Source organism: Streptomyces sp. NPDC007971, assembly GCF_042958635.1.
Taxonomy (GTDB): domain Bacteria; phylum Actinomycetota; class Actinomycetes; order Streptomycetales; family Streptomycetaceae; genus Streptomyces.
In genome coordinates, this window is sequence record NZ_JBIBJK010000008.1 from 352,005 (window position 1) to 374,669 (window position 22,665).

A 22,665-nucleotide genomic window follows, 5' to 3' on the forward strand; every position below is an offset into this window, starting at 1 on the left:
GACCCGGGCGGGTCGGGATCTGACGGGGCGGGACCATGTGGGGCGGGACCAGGTGGGGGCGGGACCTCGCGAGGCGGAAACGGACGGGGCGGGAACGGACGGGTCAGGGCATGTCGTTCCGGTTCTGGTTCCGGATCCGTAGGGTCGGCACCGAGCCCAGGGCGATCCCGAACCGCTTCCGGTACACCGCCAGCACCTCCTCGTCGGTGCCCAGTTCCCGTGTCCCCCTCTCTCCGTCAGCGGTCGTCGTGGTCAGCTTCCGCCCGCTGAGGGTGATCCGCCCACCGTCCTCGGTCACCCGTGAACACACCAGGGACTGTGTGAAGTGCGACTGCGGCGAGGTGCTCTGCCACCAGGACCCGGCAACGAAGTCCCCGAGCACCCTGGGCCGCCGCTCCAGCCGGTACTGCGGCGTACCGTTCCGCAGGACATCCAGGTCCGCGAACCCCGCCGGGCCCTCCCCGCCACTGCTCGTCCTGGCGCCGCTCGCCCCGTCGCCGCTCACCCCGTCGCCGCTCACCTCGTCGCCGCTCGCCCCTGCGGCGTCCGGTCCGGCCTGCGCCACCCGGAAGGTCCCACCGGGATCCGCCTGCTCCCCGCGTTCCGCGAACGCCAGCGGAAAGTGACTGTGCGCCCCGAACCCGACATCGGCCAGCCAGTCACCGCCATCGGCCGTCCGCACGCGCAGCGCGAGATGGTCGTACGGGATCCCGAGCCGTCCTTCATCCCCGTACACCCGCCCCGCGAGCAACTCGACCTCGTAACCGAGGGCGGCGAGCAACGCCCCGAACACTCCGTTGAGTTCGTAGCAGAATCCGCCCCGCCTCGCCTCGACCAGCTTGTCCAGCAGGCGCTTCTCCTCCAGCACGATCTCCTCACCGAGGTGTATCGACAGGTTCTCGAAGGGGATGGTCAGCAGATGGCGCAGGTGCAGCTCGCGCAATGCCTCAGCGGTGGGCTGCTGGGGGCGCACGGCCCCGAGCCGACGGAGATAGGCGTCGATCTGTGCTGTGTTCATACCCCCAGTCTGTGCCCGGCTGACCAACCGGGACTCGGTCCGCTCACCCGGAACTCGGACTGCCCACCTGGAACTCCGGCTGTCCGTGCAGGGCTGTGGCTCGGCTGCGGCCTAGGCCCAGCCCCTCCGGGCAAGCCGGTCGCTGCTCTCTTCGTCCAGTATTCGGCCCGTCCCTTCCTCTGTTTTCGGGGCCGGTCCGCCCGTCCGCTTGACCGGGCGGACCGGGCGGACCCGCGCACCCGCGGACGGACGGGCGGGCGGGCGGACCCGCGGACGGACGGACGACCGTCTCGTCTCCCTCAGTCCTTGGCCACCCGCACCTCCCCTCCCGCTCCTCCGGTCCCGCCCACGGCAAGCGCTCCGTCTCGGTCCGTGCGCAGCACCATCGCGCCGTCGGCCCGCAGCGCGGCCACGGTCGCCGGTGCCGGGTGGCCGTAGGGGTTGTCGACTCCGCAGGAGATGAGCGCCACCCGGGGAGCCGCCAGCCGTATCAGGTCCGGATCCTGATAGGCCGAGCCATGGTGGGCCACCTTCAGGACGTCCACGCGGGCCAGCTCGGCGGCCGCCGGTGACCGCAACAGCTCCTGCTGGGCCGGGGGTTCGAGGTCTCCCAGCAACAGCAGCCGCAGTCCGCCGGACCGTACGAGCAGGGCGACGCTGGCGTCGTTCGGGCCGTCCGGCTCCGGTGCGGGACCCTCGCCGGGAAGTGGGGCCGCACGCGGCCACAGCACCTGCCAGGCAAGCGGTCCGGTGCGCCGTTCCTCCCCGGCCGCGGCCCGGGTGAGCGGGATGTGGCGTTGGGCCGCCTCCTTTCGTACGAACTCGGCCTGGTCCGCAGGCTCTTCGAAGCCTGTGGTCTCGATCGCGGCCACCGACCGGCCTCGCAGAACACCGGGCAGACCCGCGACGTGGTCGGCGTGGAAGTGGGTCAGGACGACCAGAGGGATGCGGGTGATGCCCAACTCCCGCAGGCAGTGGTCCACCAGGTCGGGATCGGGTCCCGCGTCCACGACCACCCCCGTCCCCTCGCCGGCTGCCAGCACCGTCGCGTCGCCCTGTCCCACGTCGCACATCGCGAACCGCCAGCCCGGCGGCGGCCACCCCGTGATGACCCGGGTCAGCGGCACCGGCCGCACCACCGCCAGTACGAGCAGCACACCGACGGCGCCGGACCACCAGGGGTGGCGCAGCAGTCGGCGTCCGGCCAGGACCACGGCCACGGTGACCACCGCGAGCAACAGCGCCCCGGCCCAGCTCCCCGGCCAGTCCATGCCGCCTCCGGGCAGCGACGCACCGGCCCGGGCGACCCGGGCGATCCATCCGGCGGGCCAGCTCGCACCCCAGGCCAGGACCTTGGCGACGGGCATCGCCACCGGTGCGGTCGCCAGCGCCGCGAACCCCAGCACCGTCGCCGGAGCGACCGCCGCCTCGGCGAGCAGATTGCAGGGCACCGCCACCAGGCTCACCCGGGCCGACAGCACCACCACGACCGGTGCGCACACGGCCTGCGCGGCGGCAGCCGCTGCCAGCGCTTCGGCGAGCCGGGCCGGCACCCGGCGCCGCCGCAGCGCCTCGCTCCAGCCGGGCGCCAGCACGAGCAGCGCTCCGGTCGCCAGCACGGAGAGCAGAAAGCCGTAACTGCGAGCCAGCCAAGGGTCGTACAGGACCAGCAGGAGTACTGCCGTGGCGAGCGCCGGGATCAGGGATCTGCGGCGGCCTGTCGCCAGGGCGAGCAGGGCGACCGCGCCGCAGGCCGCGGCCCGCAGCACGCTGGGGTCGGGCCGGCACACGATCACGAAGCCGAGTGTCAGCGCTCCCGCGGCCAGCGCGGTCGCCCGCAGCGACAGTCCCAGGCGCGGGGCGAGTCCGCGACGCTCGACGCGCTGGGCCAGGCCGGGCGGCCCGATGAGCAGGGCGAGCAGGATCGTGAGGTTGCTGCCCGAAACGGCGAGCGTGTGTGCCAGGTCCGTCTCCTTGAAGGCGTCGTCGAGTTCGGGTGTGATCCGCGAGGTGTCGCCGACCACCAGCCCGGGAAGCAGCGCCCGGGCGTCTCCCGGCAGCCCGTCGGTCGCTTCCCTCAGCCCGGCCCTGAGCCGGCCCGCCAGGCGCTGCGGCGCGCTCGGGCCCGCGACGATCTCCGGCACCGGCTCGCGCCGCACACGCAGTACGGCCGCGGCCCGGTCGCCGCCGGTCAGGGCGGGCGCCAGCCGGGCTTCCACTCGCAGCCGAGTGGACGGCAGCAGCCCGAGCCAGGCCGGACGTGCACCGCGCGTGATCCGATCAGTGGGCGCGTCCGCCGGGCCCGTGGCCCGCGTCTCTCTCCCGCCCCCGAATCCGGAGGGTGGGAGCCGTGGCGCCGGGACATCGGCGTCGACGACCACCAGTACCGGCGTCCGCGTGCGCACGCCTGCTCCGTGGCCCTCGTCCACCCGCCGTACCTCCGCCCGGGCCAGCACCGCGATCGGCGCCGCGTGGTCCCCGAGCACCCGGGGCCTGCTCAGCCAGGGGTCCCCGGTCAGCTCGACCTCGACGGTCACCGTGGCGAATCGCCGGGCCAGCTCGGGCACCGGTCCGCGTCGTATGTCCGCCCCGTGCAACCCCGCCGAGGCAGCGGCCGCTGCGACGCAGAGCAGCACGGCGGCGATCGGAGCGCGGAGCCTGCCGGGCCGAACCCTCGGCCCCCTCGCCCCTCTCGGCCCCCTCATCCCTCTCGGCCACCCCGGCCACCATGCCGACAGCAGCGCGATTCCGGCGACCAGGCAGACCAGCGTGATGACGACACTCCAGCCCGGTGCCGCGTCGACGGTCAGCGCCGCCGTCCCCCAGGCGGCGAGCGCGGGCGGCACCAGGCGCAGGTCGAGCGGGGCCGGTGTCCTCCGGCCGGTGGGGCTCCCCCCGGCTGCTCCGGCTCCTGCGCGTCCCGGCGGCTCGCCCTGCACTGCGCCGTGCACTGCGGTGCTCATGGGCGCACCAGAGTGCGCAGGTCGGAGTAGCGGCGGTCGCCGATGCCGTTGACCTGGCGCAGTTCGTCCACCGAGCGGAAACCGCCGTGCCGGGTGCGGTAGTCGATGATGTGCTGGGCCAGCACGGGGCCGACTCCGGGAAGGGTGTCCAGTTGATCCGCGGTCGCCGTGTTGAGGGAGACCGGGGCCGCGGGTCCCGCTCCCGCCGCGGCGGAGCCCGGTCCGGCAGCGGCCCCAGCGGCACCGGGAGCAACGGCCGCCGCGCCCGGCGGCCCTCCGACGACGACCTGCTCGCCGTCGACCAGGAAGCGGGCCCGGTTGAGGCCGTCGGTGCTCGCACCCGGCCGCACGCCGCCCGCGGCGCGCAGCGCGTCGGCCACGCGTGAACCGGCCGGCAACCGCCGGATCCCCGGCTTGCGAACCTTGCCGCCGACGTCCACGACGATCTCGCCGCCCGTGGTCGCCCCTGTGCTCGCGGGGCCGCGGGACCTCGCGTCACCGCCCTTCTTGGTGTACGGCGCCTGCGCGCGCACCACTTGAGGAGCGCTCACGGTCTGCGTGCGGCCGGCCCAGAAGTGCTGGACGGCGAAGACGGCTGATGCGACGAGCACCACGGCGAGCGCGATCACTCCCCGCCGCTCCATTGCGCAGCGGGTCTGCAGCCAGACCGGCAACCGCTCCCGCAGCGCGAGCCCGGCCCGCTCCCGAAGGCCCGCTGCAGGAGACTCCAGCGGCTCCGAATCGCCCGCTGGAACCGCCGGGCGGAACTGGGAGGCCATGGCCAGGGGGTCGGGTCCGGTAGCGGGAGACTCCGGCGGCTCCGCACCGCCTGCTGAAGCCACAGGCCGGGACCGGGCTGCCACGGCCGCGGGGCGGAGCTCGGTGGCCGTGCCGCGCGCCCGGCCCGATCGAGGTGGCATGGCGCATGCCGTACTCGGCCAGGGTGGCAACGTGCTTGCCGTACTCGACCCGGATTCCGGCAGCGCGCTTGCCGCACTCGGCCCAGGCTCTGGCAACGTGCTTGCCGCACTCGGCCCAGGCTCTGGCAACGTGCTTGCCGCACTCGGCCCGGGCTCTTGCGGCGACCTTGCCGTACTCGACCCAGGTGCCGACGTACATGCCGTACTCGGCCAGGGCACCGCCCTGGTCGTCGTCGCCATCGTCGTCGCCGTCGCCGTCGTGCTCAACCCGGGCGCCGGCCCCGTCACGGTCGCCGTGGGCGCGGGGGTGTGTCCATGTGGCGGGGCGTTGCCCGACTCGCGCCATTGCACGGCCTGTTCTCCGAAGAGGAATTCCGCACGGCGGCGCAGTTCCTCCGCCGGGGCGGGCTGCCGGTGGCGGGCGCGGCCGACGGGCCGTCGGCGGACGCGGCCGTCGGAAGCGGGGCCACGGCCCGGCCCGCTGGTCGGGGTCGCTGTGCGGGAGCGTGATCGAAATGCCATACGACGAGGATCGGGGATCCCGCCGCACCACGATGATCTTGGTCAATTCCCGGGGACTACCGCCCGGTTGTGGAAAACTCCGCCACTCACACGAGTGAAGCGAGGCCGAGAAGCCGGGCGTCAGCGCGGGGAGACCACCGCTCCCAGGAGCCCAGGCCCGGTGTGTGCCCCGATCACCGCACCGACCTCGCTCACGTGCAGGTCGGCCAGTCCGGGCACCCGTGCCCGCAGCCGGTCGGCGAGGGCGGAGGCTCTCTCGGGGGCCGCGAGGTGGTGCACGGCGATGTCGACCTCGGCTCCGCCCGCCCGGTCGACGGCGATCTCCTCCAGGCGGGCGATGGCCTTGGACGCCGTGCGGACCTTTTCGAGGAGTTCGATGCGGCCGCCCTCCAGCTGAAGCAGCGGCTTGACGGCCAGCGCGGAGCCGAGCAGGGCCTGTGCCGCACCGATACGGCCCCCGCGGCGCAGATAGTCGAGCGTGTCGACGTAGAAATGGGCGGTCGTGCCCGCGGCCCGTTTCTCGGCGGCCGTGACGGCTTCGTCCATCGTCCCGCCGGCCTCCGTCACTTCGGCCGCGGCGAGCGCGCAGAAGCCCAGGGCCATCGCGACCATCCCGGTGTCGACCACCCGCACCGGAACCGGCGCCTCGCGCGCCGCGAGGACCGCGGCGTCGTAGGTGCCGGACAGCTCCGCGGACAGGTGCAGGGAGACGATGCCGCTCGCTCCGGACTCGGCGACCCTGCGGTAGGTCTCCGCGAACACCTGGGGACTGGGGCGGGAGGTGGTGACCGGCCGCCGCTTCTGCAGTGCCTGGGCCAGGGAACGGGTCGAGATCTCGGTACCCTCTTCGAGCGCCTGGTCGCCGAGGACCACGGTCAGGGGTACCGCTGTGATGCCGTGGCGCTCCATCGTCCGCGGCGGCAGGTAGGCCGTTGAATCGGTGACGATCGCGACATGGCGGGACATGAGCTGGAGGTTACCTGCCGTAGTGCCGGCGCGGCAGCCCGGCCCCCGCTGTCCGGACCGGGAACGGACCGGTCATGTGGTGCTCTCGGGGCGCGGCCTCTTCTGCCAGGGGTAGGGCTGGCTCCGCTTGGGCGGGGTGATCGCGGGTGCCGCCGGCTCCTCGGCCGGACGGGAACCCGGGGCCGGTGGCCAGGTCTGCTGCTCGACCGCCGGATCGGAAGCGGCCGGGGCGCCGGGCCACGGCGAGGGCTCCGGCCGGGGATCGGCCTGCGTCCAGTGCCGCAGGGCTCCCGCCTCGACGTCTATCTGGGCGCTGAGCATGTCCAGATCGTCGTCGGCGAAGCGGCGGGCCCGGTCCCGGGCCGCCCACCGCAGCGAGTCGGCGGACTTGGTGATGCGCTCGGTGCGTTGACGCAGCTCGGGCAGCTGCGCGGCGAGCGTGGACCGGTCCGGATCGGACTCCAGGCGCTTGAGCTCGGCATCCAGTTCGTGCCCGTGTGCGCTGAGCCGCCGGAAGAGGCTGAGGGACTCCTTCAGCGACTCGTCGTCGGCCGTGCCCGCATGCAGCGCGTCCTGGGTGGCGCGCATCGAGGTGCGCAGGTTCAGGCGCAGCTGGGCGACCTCGCCGGCCGGTCCTGGCTGGGCGAAGGACTTGGCGCGCAGGGTGTGGTCCTCGACCGTGCGGCGGGCCTGCGCGATCGTGCGGTCCACGCCGCGCTTGGCGGCGCCGACCGCCTTCACCGTGATGTACGCGCCAAGGCCGATGAAGATCAGGAAGAGCAGGGCGAACACCGTGATCACCGTTTCCATGACGCTTCTCCTCCGGCCGGCGCGACGCTGCCGCCGCGCTCTCCACAGTAAACGCGGCGGGCAGGCCCGGGGTTCCAGAAAAACCCCGAACCTGCCCGTAGGGGACTACCCCGACGCGGGGTGACCCCGGCGCCCCGAAGCGTTGCCGTGCTTACGCCGGAACGATGTTCACCAGCTTCGGCGCCCGCACGATCACCTTGCGGATGCCCGCGCCGTCCAGCGCCGCGACGACCTTCTCGTCGGCCAGCGCCACCTTCTCCAGCTCCTCCTCGGAGATCGCCGGCGGCACCTCCAGCCGGGCCTTGACCTTGCCCTTGATCTGCACGACACAGGTCACGGTCTCGTCCACCACGTACTGCGGGTCCGCGACCGGGAAGTCCCGGTGGACGACGGAGTCGGTGTGGCCCAGCCTGCGCCACAGTTCCTCGGCGATGTGCGGGGCCAGCGGGGCGACCATCAGCACCAGCGCCTCGGCGACCGGGCGCGACACCGCTCCACCGGCCTTGGTCAGGTGGTTGTTCAGCTCGGTGACCTTGGCGATCGCGGTGTTGAAGCGCAGGCCTTCCAGGTCCTGACGCACCCCGTCGATCGCCTTGTGCAGGGCACGCAGCGTCTCCTCGTCGGGCTCGGCATCGGTGACGGTGACCTCGCCGGTGCTCTCGTCGACGGTGTTGCGCCACAGCCGCTGCAGCAGCCGGAACTGGCCGACCACCGCGCGCGTGTCCCAGGGCCGGGAGACGTCCAGCGGGCCCATCGCCATCTCGTACAGGCGCAGCGTGTCGGCACCGTACTCGGCGGCGATCTCGTCCGGAGTGACCGCGTTCTTCAGGGACTTGCCCATCTTCCCCAGCAGACGGGTGACCTTCTCGCCCTGGTAGTAGTAGGCGCCGTCGCGCTCCTCCACCTCGGCGGCCGGCACCGCGATGCCACGGCTGTCGCGGTAGACGTAGGCCTGGATCATGCCCTGGTTGAACAGCTTGTGGAACGGCTCCGCGGAGGAGACGTGTCCCAGGTCGTACAGGACCTTGGACCAGAAGCGCGCGTACAGCAGGTGCAGCACGGCGTGCTCGGCGCCGCCGACGTACAGGTCGACACCGCCGTGCGGCTGGCCCTCGCGCGGGCCCATCCAGTACTGCTCGATCTCGGGGTCGACCAGCTTCTCGCCGTTGTGCGGGTCCAGGTAGCGCAGCTCGTACCAGCAGGACCCGGCCCAGTTGGGCATGGTGTTGGTCTCGCGGCGGTACTTCTTCGGCCCGTCGCCCAGGTCCAGGGTGACGTCGACCCAGTCCTCGTTGCGCGACAGGGGGGTCTCGGGCTGGGTGTTCGCGTCGTCCGGGTCGAAGGTGCGGGGGCTGTAGTCCTCGACCTCCGGCAGCTCCAGCGGCAGCATCGACTCGGGCAGCGCGTGGGCGACGCCCTCCTCGTCGTAGACGATGGGGAAGGGCTCGCCCCAGTAGCGCTGGCGGCTGAACAGCCAGTCGCGCAGCCGGAAGTTGACGGTGCCCTCGCCGATGCCCTTGCTCTGCAGCCACTCGGTGATGCGGGCCTTTGCCTCGGCGACGCCCAGGCCGTCCAGGGAGATGTCGTCGTTGGACGAGTTGATGATCTTCGCGTCGTACGACGCGAAGGCGTCCTCCCAGGTGGACGTGTCGGTGCCCCGGCCGTCGGTCGGCTCGACGATGCAGTGGATCGGCAGCTCGAAGGCGCGCGCGAACTCGAAGTCGCGCTGGTCGCCCGCCGGGACGGCCATGATGGCACCGGTGCCGTAGCCCATCAGGACGTAGTCGGCGATGAAGACCGGGACCTTCTCGCCGTTGACCGGGTTGGTGGCGTACGCGCCGATGAAGACGCCGGTCTTGTCCTTGGCCTCGGCCTGGCGCTCCACGTCCGACTTGGAGGCGGCCTGCGCGCGGTAGGCGGCGACGGCGTCGGCCGGGGTCGCGTGACCGCCGGTCCACACCTCGTGGGTGCCCTCCGGCCAGGCGGTCGGGGTGAACTTCTCGACCAGCGGGTGCTCGGGGGCCAGCACCATGTAGGTCGCGCCGAACAGCGTGTCCGGACGCGTGGTGAAGACCGTGATGCGCTCACCGTCGATCGGGAAGTCGACGCGGGCGCCCTCGGAGCGGCCGATCCAGTTGCGCTGCTGCAGCTTGATGGCCTCGGGCCAGTCCAGCGCCTCCAGGTCGTCCAGCAGCCGGTCGGCGTAGGCGGTGATGCGCATGTTCCACTGGCGCAGCTTGGCCTTGAAGACCGGGTAGTTGCCGCGCTCGGAGCGACCGTCGGCGGTGACCTCCTCGTTGGCCAGCACGGTGCCCAGGCCGGGGCACCAGTTGACCGGCGCGTCGGAGGCGTAGGCCAGGCGGTACTCGCCCAGGACCTCGGCGCGCTCGGCGCCGCTCAGCTCGCTCCACGCGCGCGTGACGCCCGGAACCGCCCGCTCACCGGACTCGAACTGTGCGATCAGCTCGGAGATCGGGCGGGCCTTCTTCGCCTCGCCGTCGTACCAGGAATTGAAGATCTGCAGGAAGATCCACTGGGTCCACTTGTAGTAGTCCGGGTCGATCGTGGCGAACGACCGGCGCTTGTCGTGGCCCAGGCCCAGCCGGCGCAGCTGGGACTTCATGTTCTCGATGTTGGCCTCGGTGGACACCCGCGGGTGCGTGCCGGTCTGCACCGCGTACTGCTCGGCGGGCAGGCCGAAGGCGTCGAAGCCCAGGGTGTGCAGGACGTTGTGGCCGGTCATGCGCTGGAACCGGGCGTAGACGTCCGTGGCGATGTAGCCCAGCGGGTGGCCGACGTGCAGGCCCGCGCCCGAGGGGTACGGGAACATGTCCATGATGAACTTCTTGGGCTTCGCGACCAGCTCGGGGTCGCCGGCCAGGTCACCCTTCGGATTCGGGGCGGCGTAGGTGCCGTCGGCGTCCCAGAAGTCCTGCCAGCGTGCCTCGATCTCGGCGGCCATGGCGGCCGTGTAGCGGTGCGGCGCGGCCACCTCGGCGCTGGCAGCGGGGTTCGTCTCGCTCATGATCCTCAAAGCTCCATCGATCGTCTCTGCCTGCGGAAATGAAAAAGCCCCTCACACAGGAGGGGACGCCGCGCCGATGCCGACCACCCGGCCGGAACCGGTGGTCGGGACTGATCAGCGCGGCCCGCTAAGCAGAAGGCGTACGGCACGCATGGCGATAGGGTACCGCAGGCCTCGCGCCAGCCGCGACGCACTTCCGTGGGCCCTGAACAAAGCCGGGACGCGCTCCCGTGGGCCTTGAGCAAGCCGCGACGCGCTTCCGTATGCCTTGTGGACATGCCACGAACCCGACCAGAACTGAACGAAGGTCAAAGATTACTTCGCGTAACAGCCACTAAGGGACATGGACTCAGTCGGATTGTCCTTTGATAACAACGCAATAACTCAAACCTCGTACTGATCGGTATGGCTCCACCTAGAGTTCGGCAGCGGGACCGCTTTCCCGAAACTGCTCGGAGTTGCCCCCATGAACCCTCGTCGTAGTAACAGCTCACTCCCCAAACCGGGCCGCTCGGCCTATGGAGTGGTGACCGCTGTCGTCCTGCTGCTCATACCCGTGGTGGTGGTGTACGGAGGCGGCTGGCTGCAGGACTTCCTGAACTTCGGTGCGGGCGTCCTGTCGCTCGTCAGCCTCACCAGCTCGGTGATCTGGGGTCTGGTCACCCAGGACCGGCTCATCCTCAACACCCGTCAGCGGATCGTCGCCCAGGGCATCCACCGGGTGCTCGCCGTGGCCTCGATCGCCTTCCTCCTGGTACACATCACGATCAAGGTGGCACTGGGGCACACCGTCCTGATCGCCGCGCTGATCCCCTTCAGCCTCGGTGTCAAGGGCAGCGCAGGACTGATCGGCCTCGGCTCGCTGGCCGGCCTGCTCATGATCTTCGTGGGTGTCACCGGCGCGCTGCGCAACCAGTTCGCCTCCCCGGCACCGGTGGCGGCGCGCTGGCGTGCCATGCACATGCTGGCCTACCCGGCCCTGTGCGCGGCGCTGGTCCACGGCCTGTTCGCGGGGCGCCCGGCGAAGACGTTCTTCATGGTGTCCTACGAGCTGTGCCTGGTCGGAATCATGGCCGCGCTCGCCCTGCGGGCCGCGCCGCGCCCGTTCAAGCGCAAGGTCGCCGACCGGATCGTCGCGATCATCGGCACCGAGGAGCGGCAGGGCCTGGAGGACCTGGACGCGAGCCGGGCCCGGCGGGCGGAGACCTCGTCCGCGCTGCCGGGCTTCGAGAGCCGCCGCTCCGCCGAGCCGTCGTTCGCGAACGGGGCGGCGTCCCCCGCGACAGCCTCGTACGACACGCCCGCAGCAGCCTCGTACGACACGCCCGCGGCGGCCGAGCCCGCGAGCGGCTTCGCGGCGGCCTACCGGGCGGTGTCCACTCCGGGCCGCCCCCAGCAGCCGTTCGCGGCCGGCCAGACCGCGCGCATGGACATGCCGTTCGATCTGCAGGCGACGGAGGCCGTGCCGCGCGTGGACGGCACCTCCAGCACCTCGGGCAGCTGGCCGATCCCCTCCCCGCCGCCGGTCGGCGAGGCCCCGCCGTCGGCGTACGACCCGCTCCAGGACACCGGATACAACATCCCCGTCTATGGCAATTCGGGCGCCGGCGGGTACGGCGGGAGTGACATGTACGACACCGGTGAGACGAACCCCCTCTACGGGTCGTACAACTCGGGTGACACGTTCAACAGCGGTCCCGCCACTGAACCATCCCCCGGCGCCTCGTTCGACGCGCCGGGTTCGGGCGAACCTTGGAACATGCCTTCCGGAGGCTATAGGTGAACGAGGCCCTGCCCGACGTCCCGGAAGTCCGCGTGGTCGGACTTCCTCAGCTCACGTCGGGTTTCGACCTTGTGGAGCGGCTCGACCTGCCGATGCACCTGAAGGTGCACGGGCCGCTCGATCCGCTGGGCGGCGAACAGCTCGCCCAGCTGGCAGAAGCCATCAACCTCAAGGGTCGCGGCGGCGCCGGCTTCCCCTTCCACAAGAAGCTGCGCTCGGTCGCCGAGTCCGCGATCAAGCGCGGGGTCCGGCCGGTCGTCGTCGTCAACGGCAGTGAGGACGAACCGGCCTGCCGCAAGGACACGGTGCTCATCAACCGTGCCCCGCACCTCATCCTGGACGGCGCCCTGCTGTGCGCCGAGGCCCTCGGTGCCCGCACGCTCGTCATCGGGGTCACCCGGGAGTCCACCCAGCGCTCCATGGAGGCCGCGCTCGCCGAGCGGGGCCTGAGCAACAGCCGCAGGTCGGCGCTGCGCGCATGGGTGCAGCGCAACCCCGTGCGCATGGTCACCGGCGCCGCCGCATCGCTGATCCGCTCGGTCGACGGCGGCCCGGCGATCCCGCCCGGCCGCAAGATCAGCGCGTCGCAGAGCGGGGTCGGCGGGGCGCCCACGCTGCTGTCGAACGCGGAGACCTTCGCCCAGCTGGCCATCGCTGCCCGCATCGGCCCCGAGCGGTACGGCAACACCGGTCTGTACGACGAGCCGGGGACCGTCATGCTGACGGTCTCCGGCGCGGTCGCCCGTCCGATGGTGCTGGAGGTCCCCACGGGCGTGCCGCTGCGCTACGTCCTGCAGCTGGCCGGCGCGCCGCCGGTGCCGCAGGGCGTGCTGACCGGCGGCTACCACGGCAAGTGGATCGACGCGGCCACGGTCAACGAGGCGATCGTCTCCCGCAACTCCCTGGACGCGGTGGGCGGCTCGCTCGGCGCGGGCGCGATCCTGCCGATCACTCAGGAGACCTGCCCGCTGGGCGAGTCGCTGCGGGTGGCGCAGTGGCTGGCCGAGGAGAGCGCCGGCCAGTGCGGCCCCTGCTACCTCGGACTGCCCGCCGCCGCGCGCGGCATGGAAGACATCCTCAACGGCGGCGGACCGGCCGCCCTGGAGGCGCTCAAGCAGGTCGCGAAGAACGTGAAGCGACGGGGGGCGTGTTCACACCCCGACGGCTCCGCGATGTTCCTGGAGTCGACCATCAAGGCGTTCACCGACGACCTGGCCGCCCATGTCCTCGGAAACGGCTGCGGACGGCCCGTGGAGGGCGTTCTGCCGCTCTTCGAGGGAGGCAGGTCCCCCGCGGGCATCGCGGGCGGCCAGGAGTCCGAGGAGACCGGCTCCAGCCGCCAGAAGATCTACGTCGACTGGACGCTGTGCCGGGGCCACGGCCTGTGCGCGGACATCCTCCCGGAGGTCTTCGAACTCGGCGCGGACGGCTTCCCGACCGTGGCGCAGGCACAGGTGCCGCGCTACGCGGAGGCGAAGGCGCTGCGCGCGGTGCGCCGCTGCCCGGCGCTCGCGCTGCGCATCGAGGAGGACACGCGCGGACAGGCGCCGTCGCGCAACCTTCCGGTCGTCTCCCAGGGCCGCGGCCGCCGCGCGCTCGGACGCTGAGCCCACGACGCCCACGACGGCGGGTCACCCGGGCACGGGTGACCCGCCGTCGCCCGGACGCATCGGGGCCACACTCCCTGGAAACACGTCGAGGGCGGACCATCCATTCGGATGGTCCGCCCTCGATTTGTGTGGAGCTAAGGAGAATTGAACTCCTGACCTCCTGCATGCCATGCAGGCGCTCTACCAACTGAGCTATAGCCCCTCGCGATCAAGCGGCCGAACCGCTTGCTCCCTGTTCCGCCCGGTTTCCCCGGCGGCGACGCCAACATTACACGGTCCCAGGGGTGCTTCACCAAATCGGTTTCCGCTCTGCTCTCATACGGGCACTAATGTCGGCTTTCGTGACCGTGATCGCGTTCTCCGGAGCCCGGCGCCGGGTGTCCGTGGCCCTGGGTGCGTGCCTGGTGTCGTTCATGGTGTTCTGGCTGGCGCAGCGGGCCGCGCACGTGTCGATGATCGACCTGATGGTGTACCGGGCCGAGGGGGCCACCGTCCGGGCGGGAGGCGACCTGTACGCCCTGCGGGCGACCACCGCGCACCTGCCCACGACCTACCCGCCGTTCGCCGCCCTGCTGTTCACCGTGCTGACCCTGCCGGGCATCGTGGCCCTGCGATTGCTGGCGACGGCCGGGAACCTCGCCCTCCTGGTGGTGTTCGTACGGCTGTCGCTGAAACTCGTCGGCCACGCGCGCGTGGAGACCGTCTGGTGGGTCGCGGCGGTGTCCGTGTGGTGCGAGCCGGTGTGGACGACCCTGCGCTACGGCCAGGTCAACCTGCTGGTGGCCGCTCTCGTGCTGTGGGACCTGTCCCGCCGGCCCGCCCCGGGGTGCGACCGCTGGGCCGGGGCGGGGCTGGGCCTCGCCGCTGCGGTCAAGCTGACGCCCGCCCTGTTCCCGGTGTTCCTGCTCGCCGCGGGCGTCACGGCCCGCCTGCGGGGCGGGGACGCGGGGCCGTGGCTGCGGCACGCGCGCGGGGCGGCCACGGCGTTCACCGCGGCGACGCTGCTGGCGGCGGCCGTCCTGCCGGACGACTCGTGGCGGTTCTGGACGGGCATGGTGTTCCGGGCCGACCGGGCCGGGCACGCCGAGGGCACCGCCAACCAGGCCCTGCGCGGCGTCCTGGCCCGCGCGCTGCACACGCCCGACCCGGGAGCCCTTTGGGCGGCTTCCGCGGCCGTGGTGGCCGCCCTGGGGCTCGCCGTGGCGGTGGCGGCGGAGCTGCGGGGGCGGCGGCCCTGGGCCGTGTGCGCCTGTGCGGTCACCGCACTGCTGGTCAGTCCGGTGTCGTGGACCCACCACTGGGTGTGGTGCGTGCCCCTGGTGCTGCTTCTGTGGACACGCGGATACCGGGCGGCCGCCCTGGCCACGGCGCTGGTCTTCTCCTCGTACGCCCCCTGGTGGGTGCCGCACGGCAGCGGGCAGCCCGAACTGCACGAGAACGGCGGTCAGTTGACCGTGTCGGCTCTCTACGGGGCGGCCGCCGCGCTGTTCCTCGTGCTGGCTCGGACATCGTTGCCGGACCCGGGCAGCGGTCAGGACCGGATCAAGCAGTGACGAAGGAGTAGAACCTCTTGAGCGTGCAGTGCTCTTCGAGCAGGCGACCGTAGATCGGCTCGCCCTCCAGCTCACGGTAGGTCTCGATCGGGTCGCCCTTTATGATCAGCGCCCGCGCGCATTCCTCGCACCAGTACTGATAGTCGGGATTGATCGGCTCCATGTCACGGACGATCGGCGTACCACTCCCGCACCAGTCGCACTTTCGCCTGTGTGCACCCATCGATCAGCTCCAGCTGTGGCCGCAGGCCGTGCACACGTAGGAAATTCCGCCGTTGTCACCGAGGACCTGGGCCACATGCGCGGAACCGCAGGAAGGGCAGCTGAGCCGGGTCGCCGTGTCCCGTATCAACGCCGCACCGAGGAGGTGGCCGCCCTCCTCAAGGATGCTCGCAGGCATCGCTACTCCTCCCGTCGGGCCGCGCCCCCTTCCGGCCGTTTGATTCTGCCACGGCTGGACCAATACGGTCAGCGACGCCTCAGTACCAGTCCGGACACGGCCCCCGCTGCGGCCGTTCCGGCCAGTGCCCAGGCGCACACCGAGAACGCCTCCGCAGAGGTATACGCCCGCAGGGCGCCCAGTGACTCAAGCCGGTTCAGGAACAGTGTGCCGAATGCAGCCACGCCGATCAGCTGACCGAGCTGGACGACCGTTGCCAGCAGCCCGCTGGCGTCCGCCGCGTCCTCGGGCCGCACGGTGCCCAGCGTCCCGGTGAGCGTCGGGCTGAAGGCGAGCGCGAGCCCGATCCCCACACCGGCGTACCCCGCGTACAGCAGCGCTCCCCTGTCGCCGCCGCCGTGGAAGGCGAGGCCCACCACGGCCGCGGACACCGCACCGGAACCGATGGTCGGGGCCGCGACGTTCACGATGAAGACGTCGAGGGCGGCCATGAACAGGGCGGCGAGCAGGACCCCGAGCAGCAACCGGGGCTTGATGTCAGTGGCGGGTGTTTCACTGTGAGTGACACCGGGAGCGCTGCCTGTGGCGGGAATTATCCCCCGCCGGTAGCGGATGCCTCACTGCCGACGGTGGATTCCTCACTGTCAGTGGCGAGTGCTTCACTGATCGCAGGGTTCGGAACGGGTGCGGGACTCGGCCCGGTTCGGGGTGTCGTCGTCATGGCGCCGAGCCTGACGACGGTTCGGTACGGGCGCCGAGTGCCCGCCGATGCTGGTAGCGGCAGCACCTGGCAGAGCCGGGTCCCGCTGCCGACGATGGGGACGGGACGACGGGGTACGGGGGAGACGACGATGGGGACGACGACACAACGCCGCAGGCCGGAGCTGGCCGCCTTTCTGCTGGGCGAGTTGCGGATGACCTCGCAGTCGCTGTCCATCGACGGGATGCCCGAGTGCCGGATCGTCGTCTGCATACCGGCGGACGAGGACGCGCGCATGAAGGTCGCGTCGCTGAGGGAGGGGGCGGAGACAGCGCCTGTGGCCGCCGGAGGAGGAGGAGGAGGAGGCGGCGGCGGAGGTCGTCCGGCAATGGAATGCAGAAAATCCCGCCCCCTGAGGGGACGGGATCTTCATCACCGATCTTTGACAACTCAACAGAGTGTCGACCAGTGGAGCTAAGGAGAATTGAACTCCTGACCTCCTGCATGCCATGCAGGCGCTCTACCAACTGAGCTATAGCCCCTGGTGTTCTTCCCGCTCAGCGGGGCGAACAAGAAGAACTTTAGCCTGTGACCTGCCGGAAAGTGAAATCCGGGTCCCGTGGCCGGAAACGGCGGGCGCTTCGGTGGCTCAGTCGTCGTCGCCGAGGACGGGCTCCGGGAGGGTGCCCGCGTTGTGCTCCAGCAGGCGCCAGCCGCGGGCGCCCTCGCCGAGCACGGACCAGCAGCAGTTGGAGAGGCCGCCGAGGCTCTCCCAGTGGCCGGCCTCCAGGCCGAGGAGACGGCCGATCGTGGTGCGGATGGTGCCGCCGTGGCTGACCACCACGAGGGTGCCGTCCTCGGGCAGCTTCTCGGCGTGCCGCAGCACGACGGGAGCGGCTCGGTCGGCGACCTCGGTCTCCAGTTCGCCGCCGCCGCGGCGGACCGCCTCGCCGCGCTTCCAGGCGGCGTACTGCTCGCCGTAGCGGGCGATGATCTCCTCGTGGGTCAGCCCCTGCCAGACGCCCGCGTAGGTCTCGCGCAGCCCCTCCTCGCGGACGATGTCGAGACCGGTGAGGGCGGCCAGCTCGGCGGCCGTGTGCGCCGCCCGCTGGAGGTCCGAGGAGACGATCGCGTCGGGGCCCAGGGAGGCCAGCAGGCGCGCGGCCCGGCGGGCCTGGCCGATACCGGTCTCGGTCAGCTCGACGTCCGTGGTGCCCTGGAAGCGGCGCTCCACGTTCCACGAGGTCTGGCCGTGCCGCCACAGGATGACGCGGCGGCCCCGGCCACTGCGGTCGCTCACCTCACCGGTGGGGCACATCACCACTCCCCGCCCGGCTCGTCGGCGGCCTCGGCGGCCTGCAGCTTGGCGTGCTCCTCGGCCTTGCCGCGGGTGGCCTTGGCCTCGGCGGGCAGTTCGATCTCGGGGCAGTCCTTCCACAGCCGCTCCAGGGCGTAGAAGACCCGCTCCTCGCTGTGCTGGACGTGCACGACGATGTCGACGTAGTCGAGCAGGATCCAGCGGGAGTCGCGGTCGCCCTCGCGGCGTACCGGCTTGGCGCCCAGGTCCTTCTGCAGGCGCTCCTCGATCTCGTCGACGATCGCCTTGACCTGGCGGTCGTTCGGCGCCGAGGCCAGCAGGAATGCGTCCGTGATCGACAGCACGTCGCTGACGTCGTAGGCGATGACGTCGTGGGCGAGCTTGTCGGCCGCTGCCTGGGCGGCGGAGTTGATGAGCTCAAGGGAACGGTCAGTGGCGGTCACTACATGGCTTTCCGTCAGGCGGTCACTTGACGACAAGGGTCTCACGGACCGCCCGGCGCACCCCACGTGATTACGGCAGCACGTGGGGTGCCCGGAACGCTGTCAGGACGAGGGCCTGTAGTCACGGCCGAGGACGACCGACACATCGGCCCCGGAGGAGACGGTGCCCTTGGTCACGGCGGCGGCAGGCAGGCCCAGGGTCTTGGCGACCTCGGCGGCGTTCGCCTTGGCGGCGGCATCGGAGTACAGCACCTGGGAGGTGGCCCGGGCGCCGGGCGCGGTGCCGCCCTCCAGGAAGGTGAAGCCGCCGTTGAGGAGCACCACGCGGGCCTTCTCTGTGTCGTCTTTCACACCGGTGGCGTTCTGGACGGAGACCCGGACCGCGGAGCCCGCGTCGGGGCTCTTGGCGGTGCCGCCGAGGATGTCCTTGACCACGCTGTCGCTCGTCTTCGCGCTCAGTGTGCCGTCGGACCCCACCGGCAGCAGGGCCGTCTTGTACTCGCCGCCCTTGGCGAGGTCGGCGAGCCTGGCGAGGAAGGCGCCGAGGTCCTTGTCGGTCAGCGGCGGGTCGAGGATCTGCGCGAGGGTCTGGACGGTGACCGTGGCGTCCGCGGCACTGGAGGAGACCTTGCGCAGCACGCCCTGCATGACCTGGCCGAACCGCTCCAGCTGCGCGTTCTGGGACTCGCCGGCGGCGCGGTAGGTGGCGTAGGCGACGGCCATCTTGCCGCTGAGGGTCTGGGCCTTGCCCTGGTGGACGAGCGGGGAGGAGCCCTTCTTCTTGGCGTCCGGGTCGGGGACGTCGGCGTTGGTGTCGACGTCGATGTTGCCGACGATGTCGACGAGGTTCTGCAGGTACGGGGTGTCCAGCCGCCAGGTGCCCTGGATGTTGGTGCCGAGGACGGTGTCCAGCTGGTCGCGGGTGCCGGAGGCGCCGTCGCCGTCGACCGACTTGGCGAGGGTCGTGGTGGAGCCGTCGTCGTCGCTCAGCGCGAGAGAGTTGGGCAGCAGGACCGTCGTGCCCTGCTTGGTGGTCGTGTTGTCGACCAGCAGCGCCGTCGAGGTGCCGCCCTTGCCGGTGTTGTGCAGGTGGACGACGATCACATCGCGCTTCTGGGCGCCTCCCGATGCCGCCGTGCCCTGCTTGGATCCGGAGGAGGACAGGCCGGGCAGCTTCCCGGCGTACCAGAGGTAGCCGACGCCGCCGACGGCGACGAGCGCGAGGACGACGAGGAGGGCGATGATCCGGCTGCGGGCGCGGCGGCGTGCCTCTTCGCGGCGCTCGGTGCGGTTCTCGGTGAACTTCAGCCAGTCGATGACGTCCTCGGAGTCGCCGTCCGGCTCCTCCACGAACGCGAACTGCTCGGTGTGGTAGTCCCGGTCGCCCGGGGCCGCCTCCTCCCCGGGCTCCTGCGGGGACCGGGCCTCCTCGGCCGGACCGGCCTGCTGGGGGATGTGGGCGGTCTGCTCGGCGACCCGCGGCTGCCGGCCACTGGTGGCCGTCTGGCCGTAGGGGTCGTACGCGGCGGACGTGCCCTGGGTGCCGGTGCCGTACGGGTCGTAGGGGGCCTGGGAGCCGTAGGAGTCGTACGGGGGCGCGGCGGGAGGCTGTTGGCCCGTGTCGTAGGGGTCGTAGGACGGCGTGGTCTGCTGCCCGCCCGTGGCGTACGGGTCGTAGCCGTAGCCCTGCTGGGTGTACGGGTCGTATGTCTGCTGCTGCGGCTGCTGGGCAGGTACCTGCCGGTACACGGGCTGTCCGTACTCGTCGTAGCCGACGAGTTCGTACTGGTCGTTCCCGTACCCCGCGTCGTATCGGTCGTTCACCGGTAGCCCCTCTCGGCTCACTCGCCGCGGTACAGCTCGCGCTTGTCGATGTAGCGCACGACTCCGTCCGGCACCATGTACCAGATGGGCTCGCCCTTGGCGACTCTCGCACGGCAGTCCGTGGAGGAGATGGCGAGCGCCGGCACCTCGACGGGCGAGACGCCGCCTTCCGGCAGGCCGGGGTCGGTCAGGTGGTGGCCGGGGCGCGTGACGCCGATGAAGTGCGCCAGGGAGAACAGCTCCTCCGAGTCCCGCCAGGTCAGCAGCTGGGCGAGGGCGTCGGCACCGGTGATGAAGAAGAGGTCCGTGTCGGGGTTGAGGGCGCGCAGGTCGCGCAGGGTGTCCACGGTGTAGGTGGGGCCGCCGCGGTCGATGTCGATGCGGCTGACGGAGAACTGCGGGTTCTCGGCGGTCGCGATGACCGTCATCAGGTACCGGTCCTCGGCCGGGGAGACCTTGCGGTGGGACTTCTGCCACGGCTGGCCGGTGGGCACGAAGACCACCTCGTCCAGCTGGAACTGCGCGGCGACCTCACTGGCCGCCACGAGGTGCCCGTGGTGGATCGGGTCGAACGTGCCGCCCATGACGCCGAGGCGGCGCTTGCCCAGGTGGGCGGGGCCGCTGCCCGGTCCGTACACCGGCGTGCGCGCCGTGCCGGCCGCCGGGTCGGCCAAGTGAGCGGCGTCGGCGGCGTGTGCGGCCGTCTCGTTCGCCGGACCGGTAGGCATGTCCTGCTCTCCCATGCATGCAGACCCTACCGGCCCGGTCTGAGGGCCCCGGCCGGGGACGGGGTCAGGGGTCAGCGGTCGCGGTTGAAGCGGGTGGTGATCCACAGGAGCAGCAGCAGGATGACGAAGGCGCTGCCGCCGGTGATGGCCGGGTTCAGGCTGTTGTGGTGGCCGCCGTGTTCCTCGCCCTCGGCGGCGAGGGTGACCAACTGGGCAGCGGCGCTGTGGAAGCTCATCTTCGGCAGGACCTATCGCGTGAGGGCGGGATAAAGACGTCGGCTCATCGTATGCGGGCGGCCCCGCGGCGATCACGCCGACTCCGCCGTTGGGGCGGGCGCGGACCGCGTGACGGCCGGGGACGGGGAACTTTCCCTCCCCGTCAGTCGTCCTTCTGCTTGTAGCCGCGCAGCAGGAACCATGCGGTCAGTGCGCACCCAAGGAACATCACGATCAGGACGATGCGGAGCAGGTTTCCCGCCCCGTGCTGCTGGACGGCACTCGTGGCGGCCTCGGTCAGCCAGGTGGCTGGGGGGTGGTGCTCCATGGCGTGGACTCCTTCGGCTGTACTGCCCGTCCACGGTATCTCCGCCTAGGCTGGCCCCTGTCTCGGGGGCACAGTGGCACTCACACGCACATGGGGGAAGACATGTCCGACGACGGCCGCGAGCAGACCGGGCACGAGCGCGTGCCGAGCAGGCAGCGCAGGCGCTTCCCGGGGATCTCCTCGCGCGCGTACGAGCACCCGGCCGACCGGTCGGCCCTGGTGGCGCTGCGCAAGCTGAGCGGATTCGACACCGTCTTCAAGGCGCTGAGCGGGTTGCTTCCGGAGCGGAGCCTGAGGCTGCTGTTCCTGTCCGACTCGGTGAGGGTCTCGGAGCGGCAGTTCTCGCACCTGAACGACATGCTGCGGGACGCCTGTTACATCCTGGACCTGGAGAAGGTCCCGCCGATGTACGTCACGCAGGATCCGCAGCCGAACGCGATGTGCATCGGCCTGGACGAGCCGATCATCGTGGTCACCACGGGGCTGGTCGAGCTGCTCGACGAGGAGGAGATGCGGGCGGTCGTCGGGCACGAGGTGGGACACGCCCTGTCCGGGCACGCGGTGTACCGCACCATCCTGCTGTTCCTGACCACCCTGGCGCTGAAGGTCGCCTGGATTCCGCTCGGCAATTTCGCGATCATGGCGCTCGTGGCGGCGCTGCGGGAGTGGTTCCGCAAGTCGGAGCTGTCCGCGGACCGGGCGGGGCTGCTGGTGGGGCAGGACGTCCAGGCCTCGATGCGAGGGCTGATGAAGATCGCGGGCGGCAACCACCTGCACGAGATGAACGTGGACGCCTTCCTGGAGCAGGCCGAGGAGTACGACTCCGGCGGCGACCTGCGGGACTCCGTGCTGAAGATCCTGAACGTGCTGCCCCGTTCGCACCCCTTCACCACCGTCCGGGCGGCCGAGCTGAAGAAGTGGTCCGAGTCCCGGGACTTCCAGCGGATCATGGACGGGCACTACCCGCGGCGCAGCGAGGACAAGGACACCTCGGTCGGCGACTCCTTCCGCGAGTCCGCCTCGAGCTATGCCACCGATGTGAAGAGCTCCAAGGACCCGCTGATGAAGCTGGTCACGGACATAGCGGGGGGCGCCGGAGGCCTGGGCGGCCGGGTCCGCCGCGGCTTCAACGGCTTCACCAGCCCGGCTCCCCCGAAGGACGGTCCCCGGGACGCGGAGTCCCAGGACACGGAGCACCGGGACGACGAGGAGTAGAGGCCGACGGCGGGCTGCGGGCGGGACACCACCGCCCCACGCCCTCAGCCCGCCGGAGCCGCCCGTCCCATCCCCCAGCCCGCCAGAGCCGCCCGGCGCACGCCTCCAGCCCGCCCGAGGCGCCTGTCCGCGCCGTCCGAGTCACCCCGGGCCGCAAGGGGCCGCAGAGCGCGCCGTCGTCCCACCAGGAGCGGTACGGCGGGCCTCTCACGCACTCGGCCGAGCCGCCCACCGCCGGAACCGGCTGCCCGACCCAGCGCCCGGCGCAATCACCCTGTCGGCCGGGCGCCGGCTCTCACCCGATCGCCGGGCTTCGGCTCACA

At 71.5% G+C, this 22,665-nt stretch carries 18 protein-coding genes, 2 tRNA genes and 1 pseudogene; 4 read left to right on the top strand and 17 right to left on the bottom strand.

All coding sequences use genetic code 11. From position 1 onward, the window contains the following. Nucleotides 1-103 precede the first annotated feature (103 nt). From ACFZCP_RS19490 to leuS, 6 genes are all read right to left on the bottom strand, one after another. Nucleotides 104-1,018 (bottom strand): arylamine N-acetyltransferase, encoded by a 915-nt coding sequence (locus tag ACFZCP_RS19490; protein WP_391428265.1) that lies wholly within the window; start codon nt 1,016-1,018, stop codon nt 104-106. Nucleotides 1,019-1,317: 299 nt separating this feature from the next. Beyond that, complete coding sequence (locus tag ACFZCP_RS19495) at nt 1,318-3,981, bottom strand: ComEC/Rec2 family competence protein (RefSeq protein WP_391428266.1); 2,664 nt, start codon at nt 3,979-3,981, stop codon at nt 1,318-1,320. Beyond that, nucleotides 3,978-4,760, bottom strand: a complete 783-nt coding sequence (locus ACFZCP_RS19500) for a helix-hairpin-helix domain-containing protein (protein ID WP_391428267.1) — start codon at nt 4,758-4,760, stop codon at nt 3,978-3,980. The genes ACFZCP_RS19495 and ACFZCP_RS19500 overlap by 4 nt, the downstream gene beginning before the upstream one ends. A gap of 783 nt (nt 4,761-5,543) precedes the next feature. Next, on the bottom strand, nt 5,544-6,389 hold the full coding sequence (locus ACFZCP_RS19505; protein ID WP_391428268.1) for a DegV family protein: 846 nt from the start codon (nt 6,387-6,389) through the stop codon (nt 5,544-5,546). Nucleotides 6,390-6,461: 72 nt separating this feature from the next. Then, nucleotides 6,462-7,199, bottom strand: coding sequence for a hypothetical protein (locus tag ACFZCP_RS19510; RefSeq protein WP_391428269.1), 738 nt, complete (start codon nt 7,197-7,199; stop codon nt 6,462-6,464). A gap of 151 nt (nt 7,200-7,350) precedes the next feature. After that, entirely contained in the window at nt 7,351-10,224 is a 2,874-nt protein-coding gene (gene leuS / locus ACFZCP_RS19515; RefSeq protein ID WP_391428270.1) for a leucine--tRNA ligase, read from the bottom strand. 523 nt (nt 10,225-10,747) lie between these two features. On the opposite strand from leuS, the gene ACFZCP_RS19520 reads away from it, so the two are divergent. Further along, complete coding sequence (locus tag ACFZCP_RS19520) at nt 10,748-12,007, top strand: cytochrome b/b6 domain-containing protein (protein WP_391428328.1); 1,260 nt, start codon at nt 10,748-10,750, stop codon at nt 12,005-12,007. After that, on the top strand, nt 12,004-13,614 hold the full coding sequence (locus ACFZCP_RS19525; RefSeq protein ID WP_391428271.1) for an NADH-ubiquinone oxidoreductase-F iron-sulfur binding region domain-containing protein: 1,611 nt from the start codon (nt 12,004-12,006) through the stop codon (nt 13,612-13,614). The genes ACFZCP_RS19520 and ACFZCP_RS19525 overlap by 4 nt, the downstream gene beginning before the upstream one ends. 132 nt (nt 13,615-13,746) lie before the next feature. Here ACFZCP_RS19525 and ACFZCP_RS19530 read toward each other — a convergent pair. Beyond that, a tRNA-Ala gene (locus ACFZCP_RS19530) sits at nt 13,747-13,819 on the bottom strand. 139 nt (nt 13,820-13,958) lie between these two features. Here ACFZCP_RS19530 and ACFZCP_RS19535 point away from each other — a divergent pair. Then, nucleotides 13,959-15,170 (top strand): glycosyltransferase 87 family protein, encoded by a 1,212-nt coding sequence (locus ACFZCP_RS19535; protein ID WP_391428272.1) that lies wholly within the window; start codon nt 13,959-13,961, stop codon nt 15,168-15,170. Here ACFZCP_RS19535 and ACFZCP_RS19540 read toward each other — a convergent pair. The 10 genes and pseudogenes from ACFZCP_RS19540 to ACFZCP_RS19585 all read right to left on the bottom strand — a co-directional run bounded on the left by ACFZCP_RS19540 (nt 15,160) and on the right by ACFZCP_RS19585 (nt 21,127). Continuing rightward, a complete protein-coding gene (locus ACFZCP_RS19540; RefSeq protein WP_006136074.1) occupies nt 15,160-15,393 on the bottom strand; it encodes a hypothetical protein in 234 nt (77 codons plus the stop codon). The genes ACFZCP_RS19535 and ACFZCP_RS19540 overlap by 11 nt on opposite strands. Before the next feature lie 3 nt (nt 15,394-15,396). Beyond that, nucleotides 15,397-15,570, bottom strand: coding sequence for a hypothetical protein (locus tag ACFZCP_RS19545; RefSeq protein ID WP_107407407.1), 174 nt, complete (start codon nt 15,568-15,570; stop codon nt 15,397-15,399). Nucleotides 15,571-15,638: 68 nt separating this feature from the next. Next, nucleotides 15,639-15,989: pseudogene (locus ACFZCP_RS19550) on the bottom strand (MFS transporter); the annotation flags it as partial. A gap of 750 nt (nt 15,990-16,739) precedes the next feature. Beyond that, nucleotides 16,740-16,812, bottom strand: a tRNA-Ala gene (locus tag ACFZCP_RS19555). A 107-nt stretch (nt 16,813-16,919) separates the two neighbouring features. Further along, on the bottom strand, nt 16,920-17,588 hold the full coding sequence (locus ACFZCP_RS19560) for a histidine phosphatase family protein (RefSeq protein ID WP_391428273.1): 669 nt from the start codon (nt 17,586-17,588) through the stop codon (nt 16,920-16,922). After that, nucleotides 17,588-18,031 carry a ribosome silencing factor gene (rsfS, locus tag ACFZCP_RS19565; protein ID WP_391428274.1) on the bottom strand — a complete coding sequence of 148 codons (444 nt, stop codon included), beginning with the start codon at nt 18,029-18,031 and terminating at the stop codon, nt 17,588-17,590. Before rsfS ends, ACFZCP_RS19560 begins: the two co-directional genes overlap by 1 nt. 102 nt (nt 18,032-18,133) lie before the next feature. Next, complete coding sequence (locus ACFZCP_RS19570; protein WP_391428275.1) at nt 18,134-19,855, bottom strand: LytR C-terminal domain-containing protein; 1,722 nt, start codon at nt 19,853-19,855, stop codon at nt 18,134-18,136. Nucleotides 19,856-19,872: 17 nt separating this feature from the next. After that, nucleotides 19,873-20,598 (bottom strand): nicotinate-nucleotide adenylyltransferase, encoded by a 726-nt coding sequence (gene nadD, locus ACFZCP_RS19575; protein ID WP_391428276.1) that lies wholly within the window; start codon nt 20,596-20,598, stop codon nt 19,873-19,875. A gap of 56 nt (nt 20,599-20,654) precedes the next feature. Continuing rightward, the gene (locus tag ACFZCP_RS19580; protein WP_362697554.1) at nt 20,655-20,819 is read right to left on the bottom strand and encodes a hypothetical protein; all 165 of its coding nucleotides are present in this window, start codon (nt 20,817-20,819) and stop codon (nt 20,655-20,657) included. Between the two features lie 143 nt (nt 20,820-20,962). Further along, complete coding sequence (locus tag ACFZCP_RS19585) at nt 20,963-21,127, bottom strand: hypothetical protein (RefSeq protein ID WP_362697557.1); 165 nt, start codon at nt 21,125-21,127, stop codon at nt 20,963-20,965. Nucleotides 21,128-21,229: 102 nt separating this feature from the next. On the opposite strand from ACFZCP_RS19585, the gene ACFZCP_RS19590 reads away from it, so the two are divergent. Beyond that, nucleotides 21,230-22,342 (top strand): M48 family metalloprotease, encoded by a 1,113-nt coding sequence (locus ACFZCP_RS19590; RefSeq protein WP_391428277.1) that lies wholly within the window; start codon nt 21,230-21,232, stop codon nt 22,340-22,342. Nucleotides 22,343-22,665 lie beyond the last annotated feature (323 nt).